The sequence below is a fragment of the Niallia sp. XMNu-256 genome (assembly GCF_036670015.1).
GTDB lineage: Bacteria > Bacillota > Bacilli > Bacillales > Cytobacillaceae > Bacillus_BD.
Window position 1 is genome coordinate 852,222 of record NZ_CP137636.1, and the last position, 14,105, is coordinate 866,326.

A 14,105-nucleotide genomic window follows, 5' to 3' on the forward strand; every position below is an offset into this window, starting at 1 on the left:
TTATATTGAAAAAATTTAACTGACGTGATAAACTATTACATGTCCAAGAGAGAAACATAAATAAAAACTTTTTTAATTGATGTTGACAATGAAAACTTGGATGTGTTAAATTAATAAAGTCGTTTCAAAAGCAATGGAGGATTAGCTCAGCTGGGAGAGCATCTGCCTTACAAGCAGAGGGTCGGCGGTTCGAGCCCGTCATCCTCCACCATATTGCCGGCCTAGCTCAATTGGTAGAGCAACTGACTTGTAATCAGTAGGTTGGGGGTTCGAGTCCTCTGGCCGGCACTTTTATTTTTAACCATTATCCCAGTCGGTAGAGGATCACATCGATTCAAAGAATCTGTGATATGCTATAAAAAGCTAGTAGCTTTTAAGCGCAAAAGTGCTATCGAACTTTAGGGACAAGTATTAGTAAGAGCCATTAGCTCAGTCGGTAGAGCATCTGACTTTTAATCAGAGGGTCGCAGGTTCGAATCCTGCATGGCTCACCATTTATGCGGGTGTGGCGGAATTGGCAGACGCACTAGACTTAGGATCTAGCGCCGCGAGGCGTGGGGGTTCGACTCCCTTCACCCGCACTTAGATTTAATATGCGGAAGTAGTTCAGTGAATCGCACGCCTCGAAGAGGGGCGATTTGCGATAAAAGTCGTAGGCTTTTAGAGCACAAGACCACAATATATGTTGAAAAAGTAAGTAAAATGAAGCGGAAGTAGTTCAGTGGTAGAACACCACCTTGCCAAGGTGGGGGTCGCGGGTTCGAATCCCGTCTTCCGCTCCAAGGTTTAGCCGGGGTGGCGGAACTGGCAGACGCACAGGACTTAAAATCCTGCGGTAGGTGACTACCGTACCGGTTCGATTCCGGTCCTCGGCACCATGAAAAACTTTATTGCAATATGCGCCCGTAGCTCAATTGGATAGAGCGTCTGACTACGGATCAGAAGGTTATGGGTTCGACTCCTATCGGGCGCGCTTATTTTACGGGAAGTAGCTCAGCTTGGTAGAGCACTTGGTTTGGGACCAAGGGGTCGCAGGTTCGAATCCTGTCTTCCCGACCATGAATATACAATTATTCTGATAATGGGGCCTTAGCTCAGCTGGGAGAGCGCCTGCTTTGCACGCAGGAGGTCAGCGGTTCGATCCCGCTAGGCTCCACCATACCCTTTTAAAATAATTATAATGGCGGCGTAGCTCAGCTGGCTAGAGCGTTCGGTTCATACCCGAAAGGTCGTAGGTTCGATCCCTATCGCCGCTACCATTTATTATTACTTTGGACCTTTAGCTCAGCTGGTTAGAGCAGACGGCTCATAACCGTCCGGTCGTAGGTTCGAGTCCTACAAGGTCCACCATTTTTAAAGCGGAGGAATACCCAAGTCCGGCTGAAGGGATCGGTCTTGAAAACCGACAGGCGGGTTAAACCGCGCGGGGGTTCGAATCCCTCTTCCTCCTCCATTTGTTACTTATAAATATTATTATCGCGGGGTGGAGCAGTCCGGTAGCTCGTCGGGCTCATAACCCGAAGGTCGCAGGTTCAAATCCTGTCCCCGCAATTTGGTCCGGTAGTTCAGTTGGTTAGAATGCCTGCCTGTCACGCAGGAGGTCGCGGGTTCGAGTCCCGTCCGGACCGCCATTAAAGCTTAGTAAGGCTCAGTAGCTCAGTCGGTAGAGAATCGTACCGCTTCGAAGAAGCTACGATTTGCCATAAAAGCACAAAGCTTTTAGCGCACAAGACCACTACCTATATTTAGGGAAATATTTTTTTATATGGCTCAGTAGCTCAGTCGGTAGAGCAATGGACTGAAAATCCATGTGTCGGCGGTTCGATTCCGTCCTGAGCCACCTTCCATCAATAAATGATGGCGGTTGTGGCGAAGTGGTTAACGCATCGGATTGTGGTTCCGACATTCGTGGGTTCGATTCCCATCAGCCGCCCCAATCATCGTTTTGCGGGTGTAGTTTAGTGGTAAAACCACAGCCTTCCAAGCTGTTGTCGAGGGTTCGATTCCCTTCACCCGCTCCATAATTAAATGGGCCTATAGCTCAGCTGGTTAGAGCGCACGCCTGATAAGCGTGAGGTCGATGGTTCGAGTCCATTTAGGCCCATCATTTAATTGTTCCGCAGTAGCTCAGTGGTAGAGCAATCGGCTGTTAACCGATCGGTCGTAGGTTCGAATCCTACCTGCGGAGCCATTCTATTGAGCATTTGGAGAAGTACTCAAGTGGCTGAAGAGGCGCCCCTGCTAAGGGTGTAGGTCGGGCAACCGGCGCGAGGGTTCAAATCCCTCCTTCTCCGCCATGTTGGCCCGTTGGTCAAGCGGTTAAGACACCGCCCTTTCACGGCGGTAACACGGGTTCGAATCCCGTACGGGTCATAAAAAAAGCTGTCGACTTATTGTCGACAGCTTTTTTTATTTTGCCCCTAGTTCATTTAGCCCATCTTATCTAGCAAGCAGTAACTCCTAGCTCTACCAAAAAAAACACTAATATGAGTAATATAAAACATACCGTAATTTTTCGTAAAAATATTAGATAAAAATATGGCCCATCTTGTTTGATATAAAGCCAATCAAGGGGAATCTAGGCAATAGGCTATTAATTCAGCGACTATAAAATAAGGAAAAAAGATCAATAACTGGACGGTGCTAAACCACCCTCCAGTTATTTGAAATCCCTTTATTTGTCATCATCCACATAGCCGTCTGTCTGATGGTAGGGTACATCGCCCCAAAGTGTTTCTAACCCTTCATCATCTAGCATTTCTTCATATGCTTCATGCTTTTTCGAATAGTAGACCATTCTATCGGTGCCAGTGATGTCTGTAGCTAAGAAGGTTTCAATGTCTTCTGTAAATCCTTCGTCATCATGGCCGACATTGTAAAGGCTGTTATAGTCTTCATAATCACCTTTTAAATCGGACGGTGTTTCAGAAGTTCCATAGCGGGCAACTTCTTGAAAACTGTCTTCGTTATCGATGACTTCTCGAAATTGATGATGTTGAAAATGGTTGCCATGAGCAAATTCGAGAACCTCCTCTTCAACGGGCCGATCTGTCGGTACGTTCTGTTCATTAGAGTGTTCCACACAATAAAGAGTAGTTGGAACGGCCTGCAGTCTTTCATATGGAATGTCTCCGTTACATATTTTACACTTTCCATAAGTACCATCTTGCATTGCTTGCAATGCCTCATTTACTTTATCTAGTTCCGAATCAGCATGTTCTTCTAAGGCAAAGTCTTTTTCACGATCATATAATTCAGTTCCCATGTCAGCAGGATGGTTATCGTAGGCTGATAATTCACCAACAGCATTCCGATGATTTCTTCCTTCAAGACTGTTTTCTTTATTGCCCTCTAATCGTTCATCAAGTTCTTTTTGATCGTCTGATAATAATTTTTTTAAATGATCTAATTGTTGACTTGTTAGCATATCTGATCCCCCATCGTAAAATCATCATTAGCCTTAGTATGAACGATTATTGATAAAACATGATATTTTTTTAATCTTTTGCAGAGAACCAAAAAAGCCTCTGTATAAACAGAAGCTTTTTGTTTTAAAGAATAGATCCGATAAATAATCCGACTGATAATAATAAACCAAAAAACGTGTTGGTTTGTGATGTTGCCTTCATTGCTGGCATCATATAAATTGGAGCGTGTGCATAATTTTGCAGGAAACCTTTTACTGCTGTAAGTGCTTTCGGAATACTTAATGCAACAAGCAGAATCCAAGGTGAAATTACTCCAAAGCCAACTAAACTAAATACCCAAATATAAGAAACAATAAACAAACTTGCCAAGAAGAGCACAGCTTTCTTTTTACCAAGTAAAATCGCAAGAGTTCGACGGCCGTTTTCTTTATCACCGTCTAGGTCACGAATATTATTTGAAAGGTTTATGTTTCCAACTAAGATCATAATCGGTGTAGAGATTAAAATACTGTCTAGTGTAACCGTTCCAGTTTGAATAAAAAATGAAATTAATACGATTCCCATTCCCATCACAAACCCTGATGCTAGTTCACCAAATGGAGTATAAGCAATTGGAATCGGTCCGCCCGTGTAAAGATAACCAATCATCATACATGCTAGTCCAATTAAAGCAAGGGTCCAACTGCTATTCATGCAAATATAAACCCCAATTAATATAGAAATGCCATATAAGCTGAAAGCTAGATTCATAATCGTACTAGGTTTAATTCCGTCTCTTACTATTCCGCCTCCAATGCCCACGGATCCCTCATGATCAAGTCCTCTTTTATAATCATAATATTCATTAAAAAGATTTGTAGCTATTTGGATAAGCATACTAGCAATAAGCATCATTAGGAATAATAATGCTTTCACTTCTGTCCCATGATTTACTGCAATCACTGTTCCTAGTATGACAGGAACAAATGAAGCGGTTAGTGTATGTGGACGAGTCAACCTCCACCATACTCGCCAATTTTTTTTATAGCTAGGTGAGGAATGCTTCTCTACTTGTATCTGCATTCTAATTCCTCCATTTCCCCTGAATCAAGAAATAATTTTTATTATTATTTTGTCAGAATAATCACAAGTTTGAACAATTCACTACAAATAGTTTATGAAAATATCCCGGTACTGTCAATAAATATGACCATACCTTCATTGAAAATATAATAATAACACGATTATAATGTTATATTAATATACCGAAAAAATCATGCTTAATTTCTTCCAACAATTAATAAAATGATGCAAACCCATGGTAGATTGTGATAATAGTCATTTAAAAGTTAATATGTTATGATAGTGAAGTGAAAATAGAGGCATTCTAAATACAATGTTAAAACCAATGGAGGTGTTTTTTTGGTTACCATTCAAAAAACTGAATTAAAAGAAGGTATTCTTAAAGGGATTGAAGAAGCAAAAAAATCCGGAACCTCCATTTTAGTAAGCGTTGTGCAAAAGGTAGATTCAATTAGTCCACTCTCGTTTTTTAGAGTTGAAAAATTCCAAGGAGAACGCTTTTTCTGGAAGCATGCTACGGAAGAATTCTATATTGTGGGGTTAGGAATATGTAAGCAAATGGTAACGGATCAGGGAGCTGACCGCTTTTTTCATGTGAAAAAACAGTGGGAACACCTCATGAAACACGTAATCATTCAAAAAAATGATGAAGTTCAAGGGACTGGTCCTACTGCTTTTGGCTGTTTTTCCTTTGACCCATTAAAAGAGAAAACCTCATTGTGGTCGAAGTTTCATGACTCCATTTTTCGAATACCTAAATATATGTTAACAATAAAAAATGAACAAATGTACTTGACCGCTAATGTGATTTGTTCACATAGAGATGATCAAACAAAGGTCTATGAAATTGAACAGGAAGTTGAGGAAATCCTGAAAAATAAATGGTCTAGAACAGAACAATATGAAGAAAACTCTATATATAAAAGAATCGATATCAATCCCGAGGAATGGAAAGAAACAGTAAAGAGTGTTGCAAAAGATTTGAAACATAACGACTCTTTAAGAAAAGTTGTTTTAGCCAGGGAATTGAGACTCGTTTTTCCTCATCGAGTGGTCATAGAAAAGGTCTTAGAAACCTTAATGCAAGAACAAAATAATAGTTTTGTATTTGCTTTTGAATCTAAAGGTGATTGCTTTATTGGGGCAACACCTGAGCGCTTAGTCAAAAAAGAAAAGGAAAGAGTATTTTCTGTGTGTCTCGCTGGTTCAATTGGTAGAGGAAAGACGGAGGAAGAGGATTTTCGATTAGGCTATTCCCTACTAAACGATAAAAAGAATCTTATTGAGCATCAATATGTAGTAGATATGATACGAGAGGCTATGAATGAAACTTGTTATGAAGTAAACATTCCGGAAAGTCCTCAGCTCTTTAAACTAAAGCATATTCAACACTTATATACGCCTGTGACCGGGAAAGCAAATTATGATACTACGCTACTTGCTCTTGTTGAACGGTTGCATCCAACACCCGCATTAGGCGGTTTGCCTAAGGAAAAAGCAAATGAAAAAATTAGGGAAGTAGAAGAGTTGGATCGCGGTCTTTTTGGCGCTCCAATTGGATGGTTTGACCATCTTGGAAATGGTGACTTTTCAGTTGCGATTCGCTCGGGTTTAATCCAAGGTAATGAGGCTTCCTTGTTTGCTGGATGTGGAGTAGTCGAGGACTCCCTGGCAGAAATGGAATTTGAAGAAACGAATATTAAATTTAAACCGATGCTTTCGGCTCTTGGAGGATAAAAAGGATGAAACATCAGCAAGTATTAACAACCTATATCGCTTCATTTGTATCTGAACTTGTCTGCTCAGGTGTAACAGATGTCGTCGTGAGTCCTGGCTCACGTTCGACACCTATTGCGATGGTGTTAGCTGAGCACCCCGATTTAAATGTACATATCCAAGTAGACGAACGGTCTGCCGCTTTTTTTGCTTTAGGAGTTGCTAAAGCGACAAAGCGACCAACAGTTCTCTTATGTACATCGGGAACAGCAGCGGCGAATTATTTTCCTGCAATCGTAGAGGCGAATATCTCAAGAGTTCCCTTAGTCGTTTTAACTGCCGATCGTCCTCATGAGCTAAGAGACGTTGGGGCTCCTCAAACGATCGATCAAATCCATTTATACGGTAATCATGTAAAATGGTTTGTTGAGATGTCTCCTCCAATGGATACACCTGAAATGGTTCGCTATTCTCGCGTCGTTTGTGCAAGGGCGGTGTCAACTGCTGCCAAGGCACCAGCAGGACCTGTTCACTTGAACTTTCCACTACGGGAACCGTTAATACCGATTTTAGGGGATGAAGGAATTTTTAAACAAGCAGAGCGTGAAGAACGTTTTGTTGAGGTTCAACAGTCTACCTTAGCCCTACATGAAAATGAATATAAAGCCTATGCAGATAAAGTGGATAGAATGAGCAAAGGAATCATTATTTGTGGTGAAATCAACGATGATAAGTTTGCTCAAGCTGTTGTATTATTAGCAAAAAAACTCCAATTCCCGATTATTGCCGATCCATTATCACAACTTCGCAGTGGCTCACATTCCGGCGACTATATTATAGATGGATATGATGCGTTCTTACGAAATGAAGATGTTCGATCTGAATTGAAACCAGATATCATTATCAGGTTCGGTTCGATGCCTGTATCTAAATTTCTAAGCTTCTTTATAAAAGAAAACCACCAAGCAACCCAAATTGTTGTGGATGGTGGTGGAGGCTGGAGAGATCCATCGCTCTTTTCCACCGATATGGTTTATTGTCAGGAGTCTATTTTTTGTCAGGAATTGGAAAAAAGAGTTGAACAAAAACGAGACTCCAATTATTTCCAACAATGGTTACATATAAATAAAAAGACAATTGAAACAATAAGTGTTTTAAATCATCAACAATCACTTAGTGAAGCAAAGCTATTCTATTGTTTATCGGAACTGTTACCCGAAAATGCAACAATCTTTGTTGGAAACAGCATGCCAATTCGTGATTTAGATTCGTTTTTCCACTTTAATCAAAAAAACATTAGGATCATGGCGAATCGGGGGGCAAATGGGATTGATGGGACGATATCAACGGCTTTAGGAGCGGCAACTACAAGGCAATCGTTTTACTTAATTTTAGGAGATCTTACCTTTTTCCATGATTTAAATGGGCTTGTAGCTGCAAAACTACAGGAAATCAATATCACTATCATCCTTATAAACAATAATGGCGGAGGGATTTTTTCCTTTTTGCCGCAATCTGACCATCCTAAGCATTTTGAACGATTGTTTGGTACACCGTTAGACTTGGATTATCGTAAGGCTGTTGAAATGTATGGCGGAAGGTTTGTTTCGATTGAAAGTTGGGAGCACTTTACAAAGGAACTTATTGAGGACCGTAATCGAAGTGGCCTAAGAGTCATTCAGTTAGTGACAAAACGTGATGAAAATGTAAAAGAACATCGCGATTTGTGGAATTCTGTTTCCCGGGAAATACAAAAAATGTTGGTAGGGGACAAATAATGTATGTTTCAATAGAAAACGTATCTTATTTTATAGATATCCAAGGAGAGGGATTTCCGCTAATCCTATTGCATGGATTTACAGGAGATCATTCAACTTGGTCTACTTTGGTCCATCAACTGAAAGGGAGTCGGAAGCTTGTTAGTGTCGATATGATTGGCCACGGAAAAACCGACTCTCCAGAAGCGAAGGACAGATATAGTATTTTGTCTGTAACACAAGATATCGAAAGGATCATGGATCACTTTCAATGGGATGTGGTTGATGTTTTAGGCTATTCAATGGGCGGTAGAATAGCCTTGAGTCTTGCTATAAAATATCCTCAAAAGGTTCGTAAATTAATATTAGAAAGTTCTTCTCCAGGGTTAAAAACAGAGCTAGAGAGGAAAAATCGACAAATTCAGGATGAAAAGTTAGCTAGCTTTATTCTTGAAAAAGGAATAGAGAATTTTGTTGATTATTGGGAGAATATCCCGCTTTTTTCATCACAAAGGAAACTGCCTGTCCTAAAGCAGCGGGTAATAAGGGAACAAAGATTACAAAACTCTGCAGTTGGTTTAGCTAATAGTTTACGAGGGATGGGAACAGGTATCCAACCTTCATGGTGGGAGACGTTAAACCAATTTGAAGTTGATACTTTACTCCTAACGGGAACGCTTGATCAAAAGTTTTGTCTGATTGCTGAAGAAATGGTAAAACTAATGCAAAAAGCTCAATGGGTCAAAGTTGATGGAAGTGGACATGCAATCCATGTGGAACATTCAGAAAAATTTGGTACAATAATAGATGGGTTTTTATCCCGTTACTAAGAAAAAGTTATTCTATGCCTAACATTGGTGCAAATGACAGGTTTCTTGTACATAAAAGGAGGATTACTATGACAGTTGAATGGGTAGCAGGTCGTAAGTATGAAGAAATTATTTATGAAACGTATAAAGGGATTGCTAAGATTACGATTAACCGTCCTGAAGTAAGAAATGCTTTTACACCAAGAACAGTAGCGGAATTACTCGATGCGTTTGCATATGCACGTGATGATTCTAGTGTAGGTGTCATTATTTTAACAGGTGCTGGGGATATGGCGTTTTGTTCTGGTGGAGATCAAAAAGTACGTGGAAACGGAGGATATGTGGGTGAGGATAATATTCCACGCTTAAATGTCCTTGATTTACAGCGCTTAATCCGTGTCATCCCGAAACCAGTTATTGCAATGGTGAAAGGATACGCAATTGGTGGGGGTCATGTGTTACATATCGTATGTGACTTAACTATTGCAGCTGACAATGCGATATTTGGACAAACAGGTCCAAAGGTGGGAAGCTTCGATGGTGGTTATGGTGCTGGTTATTTAGCAAGAATCGTTGGCCACAAAAAGGCTCGTGAAATTTGGTATTTATGCCGACAATACAATGCACAAGAAGCATTGGAAATGGGTCTTGTCAATAAAGTAGTTCCGTTAGAGAAAGTCGAAGAAGAAACACTGCAATGGTGTGAGGAAATTCTTGAGAAGAGTCCAACCGCACTTCGATTCTTGAAGGCAGCGTTTAATGCAGATTCTGATGGCTTAGCAGGGATTCAACAATTAGCTGGGGATGCGACTTTATTATACTACACATCAGAAGAGGCTAAAGAAGGACGCGATGCATTTAAAGAAAAACGCAAACCGAATTTTGGCCAATTCCCTCGTTTTCCTTAAAATATATACAATAAATAATAAAAATCAGCTTGGTGGTTCTCCATCAGGCTGTGTTTTTTTTACTTAACTAAGATAGTTTTTTCCCTTTTATAAGTGGTAAAATGAACGAATGGTTACGAAAACAATGTGGTACATCTCTTGGCTGAATTAATTAAAAAACCTCTGGCGAGAAATTTCATATTCGGGGTGAAAAAATGGGACAAATTATGCAAAATTGGTTAATTAAGCGGGCTTATTTAACGCCAAACCGGCCAGCAATTATATTTAATGATGAAACAATTTCATTTAAGAAATTATACGAGCGTTCCCTAGATACTGCGGGAAAATTAGCAGCAAAGGGTGTTACGGACAAACAATATGCCGGATTGTTACTGCGAAATCATCTTGATTCTGCAGTGATTCTTCTAGCGTTACAATTACTAGGTGTTCGGGCTGTTATTTTAAATAACCGATTATCATCAGAAGAAATAAATTGGCAACTCACCGACTCTAATTCTATTTTCTTAATTAGTGAGGAATATTTCGATGATAAAATCGAAAGGATGAAAGGTGAGCGCCCAAATATTAAAATAATCACGAAGGAAATTTTATTCCAAGGCACGTACATAGAGCCAATTGTAAAAGAAGAAATCGATTTAGATGATATATGTACAATTATGTACACTTCTGGTACAACTGGTCATCCAAAAGGGGTTATGCAAACTTATGGGAATCATTGGTGGAGTGCAACAGGTTCAGCATTGAATCTTGGTCTTCATGAAAATGATTGCTGGTTATTAACTGTGCCGCTTTTTCATATTAGTGGATATTCGATTCTAATGAAATCGATTATTTATGGGATGAAAATTGTGCTTCACGAAAGGTTTGATGTCCAACAGGTGATGGAGGCTTTTCATAAGGAGCATGTTACGATTATGTCGGTTGTCAGTACAACTTTAAATCGGATACTTGATGGTCTTAAAGAGGATTCGGTGCCTGACTATGTACGCTGTATGCTTCTCGGAGGTGGACCAGCGTCTCAATCTCTCCTTAATCGTTGTGTAGAAAAAGGGATTCCCGTTTTTCAAACGTATGGGATGACGGAAACATCATCGCAAATTGTTACGCTTGCCCCTGAGGATAGTTTACGAAAGTTAGGTTCTGCTGGAAAGCCGCTTTTTCCTTCACAAATTAAAATTGTAAGGGAAAATGGTGAAGAGACTCCTACAGGTGTGGCAGGTGAAATCATAGTGAAAGGTCCAAATGTTACAGTTGGATATTTAAACAAAGAAAACCAACTTGAAAATGGTTGGCTTCATACCGGGGATATTGGTTATGTAGACGAAGAAGGTTTTTTATTTGTTCTTGATCGGCGTTCAGATTTAATTATATCGGGGGGAGAAAATATTTATCCAGCAGAGATTGAAGGGATACTAACCTCTCATCCTCATATTGAAGATGCCGGTGTTATTGGGATTAGAGATGAAGAATGGGGACAAGTCCCTGTTGCCTTTATCGTAAAAAACTATCCAGTATCAAAAGAAGAAATTACAAAATTCTGTATGGAAAAACTTGCTAAGTTTAAAATACCTCATCATTTCTATTTTATTAATGAAATTCCCCGTAATGCCTCAAAGAAAATTTTACGGAGAGAATTACGAACTAAATTGAAATAACCGGTATGAAAGGGGAGGAATATAGGTGACTAAACAATCCATCTTAGTTGTTGAAGATGAAGAAAAGATATTGCGCTTGTTAGAGTTAGAACTTGAATACGAAGGGTACGAGGTCGGAAAAGCAGCCGATGGGTTAGAGGCTCTCCAAATCTATCAAAGCCAGAAATGGGATTTAATTCTACTAGATGTCATGCTTCCAGGAATTAGTGGAATTGAATTGTTGCGACGGATTCGAGGACAAGATGAATATACACCTGTTATTTTATTGACGGCTAAGAGCTCTGTTGAAGATAAAGTATCAGGACTTGATTTAGGAGCAAATGATTATATTACAAAGCCATTTCAAATTGAAGAATTACTTGCTCGGATTAGGGTAGCACTACGTATGAAACCGCAATTATCCGTCCAGTCTGAGGAGCGGGAGACCCTTTGTTTGGCTGATTTGCAAGTAAATGAACAAACACGCCAAGTTACTAGAGGGCACGAAGATATTGAACTGACACCTCGTGAGTTTGATTTATTAGTTTACTTATTAAAAAATAAATCACTTGTTTTAAACCGTGAACAAATTATCGAGAACGTTTGGGGCTATGACTATTATGGAGACACCAATGTTGTGGATGTATATATACGCTATATCCGCAAGAAAATTGATCAACCTGGAGCGGAACCACTTATTCACACGGTTCGCGGTGTAGGTTATGTAATGAGGGAAGGGAAATGAAGCTCCGAAATAAAATTAATTTTTCAACAAGCTTTTTATTTATTGGGTTATTCATCATCAGTAACATTGCGATTTATTTTGTCTTCAGTCATTTGATTGTTGATCGTGAAATTAGTGAATCGAAAGCGGAAACTGAAAAAATAGCTGAGGGGTTTAATGAATCGTTAGGACAAATATCTATAGATACTCTTCTTCGTGCATATCTCCCTGTAGATGGAATGATTCAAATTGTTAAAGAGAATGGGAAGCCGTTGCCCCCTGTAACATCACCTTCAGAGAAAAATCTAAGTACAAAGGCTGCTCAGTACTTTTCAAATGAGATAGCTGATAAGATTGAATTTCAAGGGAAACAATATTCATTTGTTTCCCTCCCGGTTATTTTGGCAGATGGTGAAGTAGCTAATCTACAAATAATAAAAAGTATTCAAAGAGCCGTAGATGATCTTGCCACCTTACGACTTGTATTGTTCATTGTAACCATAATCGTAATGATTCCTGTTCTTATTTCTAGTCGGTTGTTAAGCAGGGTAATTACTAGACCGATTACCTCTTTAATTGAAACAATGACGGACATTCGAAAGAGTGGTCATTTTAAGCGGATACAATTGAATGATGAATCAAAGGATGAACTGAATAAAATGGGAGAGACATTCAATCATATGATTGATCTCCTAGAAACGAACTTTGAAAAACAGGAGCAATTTGTTTCCAATGCTTCACATGAACTAAGAACTCCATTAACAATTATTGAGAGTTATTCAAGTTTATTGAAGCGGCGGGGGATGAAAGAACCACAACTATTTGATGAATCGGTTGAGGCGATCCATTCTGAAGCAATACGAATGAAGGATATGATTGAACAACTGTTACTATTGGCAAAACATGAAGAGGAATGGAATATAAAATTACAAAAAATAGACCTAGGAACTCATGTACAACAAACCATTAAGGTCTTTGAAAATGCCTACCATCGGAATATTGATTTCAAAGTGTTTGAAGGAAAAATTGAAACACTAGCAGACGACCAAAAGTTAAAGCAGCTAACTTTTATTATATTAGATAACGCTAGGAAATACAGTGATGATGTGATTACAGTTGAGGTCGGAATAAAAAGTGATAAACCGTTTGTCAAAATCATTGATCGGGGCATTGGGATTCCAAAGCAAGATTTACCAAAAATATTTGATCGTTTTTATCGAGTAGATAAAGCCAGGAGTCGAAAGATGGGCGGATCCGGCCTAGGATTATCGTTAGCAAAAGAAATTGCAGAGGCTATGTCTGCAAACATGTTTTTAGAGAGTGTAGAAGGAATCGGCACGACCGTAACGATTGAATTGTCACCCTTAAATTAAAAAGAGAAGATTCTCAGCAAATTCTCATCTTTATCATGCATAATTAGAAAAAAACAAGGTGGGATTACATGAAAACAAAAGTTTGGATATCAATAGGAGCCGGTATCTTTGTTGTTCTTTTCCTTTTTATATTACTCACAAAAGTGTTTACACCGGGAAATCCCTCCGCTAGGGAATTAACTGCACAAGAAGCAAAGGAGATTGCTCAGCAGCGTTATTCGGGTCTCGTTCAAGAAATTAAACAAGAGGCTGATCACTATGTTATCCAGTTAGAGCGTATTACTGGCTTATATGAGCTACAAATCAACGCTGAGACAGGAGAGGTTTCTTCTCTAAAGCGATTAAAGGAAAAGGAAGCAGAAAAGAATGTTGAGCCGACTCCAAGTCAACAGCAAGGTACTGAAGAAGAAGCACCGGTTGAAGAGGTACAAAGTAGGTTAACAGAAGAAAAGGCTGCTGAGATTGCACTCAAGGAAGTTCCTGGTGAGGTTGATGATATCGATGTCGAGAATATAAATGGAATCACATATTTTTTAGTAGATGTGGAAGTAAATGATGGCAGGGAAGCAACAGTTGAAATAAATGGGATTACAGGCGAGGTTCAATCTTTAACATGGGACGAAGACGATGATGATGAATAATTTTAATCTATTAAACAAAAAAGGGTGACCAAACACAGTTTAGTTTGGCACCC

The 14,105-nt window shown here is 39.5% G+C and carries 10 protein-coding genes and 21 tRNA genes; 29 read left to right on the forward strand and 2 right to left on the reverse strand.

The window, feature by feature from the left end; all coding sequences use genetic code 11:
* Positions 1–135: 135 nt before the first annotated feature.
* From R4Z10_RS04275 to R4Z10_RS04375, 21 genes are all read left to right on the forward strand, one after another.
* Positions 136–211: transfer RNA gene (locus R4Z10_RS04275), tRNA-Val, on the forward strand.
* A gap of 4 nt (positions 212–215) precedes the next feature.
* A tRNA-Thr gene (locus R4Z10_RS04280) sits at positions 216–288 on the forward strand.
* Positions 289–418: 130 nt separating this feature from the next.
* Positions 419–494 (forward strand) — tRNA-Lys (locus tag R4Z10_RS04285).
* Between the two features lie 5 nt (positions 495–499).
* Positions 500–581 (forward strand) — tRNA-Leu (locus R4Z10_RS04290).
* A 126-nt stretch (positions 582–707) separates the two neighbouring features.
* Positions 708–782: transfer RNA gene (locus R4Z10_RS04295), tRNA-Gly, on the forward strand.
* Positions 783–789: 7 nt separating this feature from the next.
* A tRNA-Leu gene (locus R4Z10_RS04300) sits at positions 790–878 on the forward strand.
* A gap of 21 nt (positions 879–899) precedes the next feature.
* Positions 900–973, forward strand: a tRNA-Arg gene (locus tag R4Z10_RS04305).
* 9 nt (positions 974–982) lie between these two features.
* A tRNA-Pro gene (locus R4Z10_RS04310) sits at positions 983–1,059 on the forward strand.
* Between the two features lie 24 nt (positions 1,060–1,083).
* Positions 1,084–1,159: transfer RNA gene (locus tag R4Z10_RS04315), tRNA-Ala, on the forward strand.
* A 23-nt stretch (positions 1,160–1,182) separates the two neighbouring features.
* Positions 1,183–1,259 (forward strand) — tRNA-Met (locus tag R4Z10_RS04320).
* 14 nt (positions 1,260–1,273) lie between these two features.
* Positions 1,274–1,350 (forward strand) — tRNA-Ile (locus R4Z10_RS04325).
* Positions 1,351–1,360: 10 nt separating this feature from the next.
* Positions 1,361–1,453: transfer RNA gene (locus R4Z10_RS04330), tRNA-Ser, on the forward strand.
* Between the two features lie 24 nt (positions 1,454–1,477).
* A tRNA-Met gene (locus R4Z10_RS04335) sits at positions 1,478–1,551 on the forward strand.
* A 3-nt stretch (positions 1,552–1,554) separates the two neighbouring features.
* Positions 1,555–1,631 (forward strand) — tRNA-Asp (locus tag R4Z10_RS04340).
* Positions 1,632–1,767: 136 nt separating this feature from the next.
* A tRNA-Phe gene (locus R4Z10_RS04345) sits at positions 1,768–1,840 on the forward strand.
* Positions 1,841–1,860: 20 nt separating this feature from the next.
* Positions 1,861–1,936: transfer RNA gene (locus R4Z10_RS04350), tRNA-His, on the forward strand.
* A gap of 11 nt (positions 1,937–1,947) precedes the next feature.
* Positions 1,948–2,021, forward strand: a tRNA-Gly gene (locus R4Z10_RS04355).
* A gap of 9 nt (positions 2,022–2,030) precedes the next feature.
* A tRNA-Ile gene (locus tag R4Z10_RS04360) sits at positions 2,031–2,104 on the forward strand.
* 12 nt (positions 2,105–2,116) lie between these two features.
* A tRNA-Asn gene (locus R4Z10_RS04365) sits at positions 2,117–2,191 on the forward strand.
* A gap of 15 nt (positions 2,192–2,206) precedes the next feature.
* A tRNA-Ser gene (locus R4Z10_RS04370) sits at positions 2,207–2,297 on the forward strand.
* Between the two features lie 4 nt (positions 2,298–2,301).
* Positions 2,302–2,373 (forward strand) — tRNA-Glu (locus R4Z10_RS04375).
* 301 nt (positions 2,374–2,674) lie between these two features.
* Here R4Z10_RS04375 and R4Z10_RS04380 read toward each other — a convergent pair.
* Positions 2,675–3,427: a TraR/DksA C4-type zinc finger protein gene (locus tag R4Z10_RS04380; RefSeq protein WP_338471988.1), complete on the reverse strand. Its 753-nt coding sequence runs from the start codon at positions 3,425–3,427 to the stop codon at positions 2,675–2,677.
* A 124-nt stretch (positions 3,428–3,551) separates the two neighbouring features.
* Complete coding sequence (locus R4Z10_RS04385; protein WP_338471989.1) at positions 3,552–4,490, reverse strand: 1,4-dihydroxy-2-naphthoate polyprenyltransferase; 939 nt, start codon at positions 4,488–4,490, stop codon at positions 3,552–3,554.
* 339 nt (positions 4,491–4,829) lie between these two features.
* Between R4Z10_RS04385 and R4Z10_RS04390 the strand changes: the two genes are divergently transcribed.
* The 8 genes from R4Z10_RS04390 to R4Z10_RS04425 all read left to right on the forward strand — a co-directional run bounded on the left by R4Z10_RS04390 (position 4,830) and on the right by R4Z10_RS04425 (position 14,052).
* Positions 4,830–6,227: an isochorismate synthase gene (locus R4Z10_RS04390; RefSeq protein WP_338471990.1), complete on the forward strand. Its 1,398-nt coding sequence runs from the start codon at positions 4,830–4,832 to the stop codon at positions 6,225–6,227.
* A 5-nt stretch (positions 6,228–6,232) separates the two neighbouring features.
* Complete coding sequence (gene menD / locus R4Z10_RS04395) at positions 6,233–7,984, forward strand: 2-succinyl-5-enolpyruvyl-6-hydroxy-3-cyclohexene-1-carboxylic-acid synthase (RefSeq protein WP_338471991.1); 1,752 nt, start codon at positions 6,233–6,235, stop codon at positions 7,982–7,984.
* Complete coding sequence (gene menH / locus R4Z10_RS04400) at positions 7,984–8,793, forward strand: 2-succinyl-6-hydroxy-2,4-cyclohexadiene-1-carboxylate synthase (RefSeq protein ID WP_338471992.1); 810 nt, start codon at positions 7,984–7,986, stop codon at positions 8,791–8,793. The genes menD and menH overlap by 1 nt, the downstream gene beginning before the upstream one ends.
* Positions 8,794–8,861: 68 nt before the next feature.
* Positions 8,862–9,680, forward strand: coding sequence for a 1,4-dihydroxy-2-naphthoyl-CoA synthase (gene menB, locus R4Z10_RS04405; RefSeq protein WP_338471993.1), 819 nt, complete (start codon positions 8,862–8,864; stop codon positions 9,678–9,680).
* A 194-nt stretch (positions 9,681–9,874) separates the two neighbouring features.
* Entirely contained in the window at positions 9,875–11,335 is a 1,461-nt protein-coding gene (locus R4Z10_RS04410) for an o-succinylbenzoate--CoA ligase (RefSeq protein WP_338471994.1), read from the forward strand.
* A 25-nt stretch (positions 11,336–11,360) separates the two neighbouring features.
* Positions 11,361–12,059 (forward strand): response regulator transcription factor, encoded by a 699-nt coding sequence (locus R4Z10_RS04415; protein ID WP_338471995.1) that lies wholly within the window; start codon positions 11,361–11,363, stop codon positions 12,057–12,059.
* Positions 12,056–13,411, forward strand: coding sequence for a HAMP domain-containing sensor histidine kinase (locus R4Z10_RS04420; RefSeq protein ID WP_338471996.1), 1,356 nt, complete (start codon positions 12,056–12,058; stop codon positions 13,409–13,411). Before R4Z10_RS04415 ends, R4Z10_RS04420 begins: the two co-directional genes overlap by 4 nt.
* A 68-nt stretch (positions 13,412–13,479) precedes the next feature.
* On the forward strand, positions 13,480–14,052 hold the full coding sequence (locus R4Z10_RS04425; RefSeq protein WP_338471997.1) for a PepSY domain-containing protein: 573 nt from the start codon (positions 13,480–13,482) through the stop codon (positions 14,050–14,052).
* The last annotated feature ends 53 nt before the right edge of the window (positions 14,053–14,105 follow it).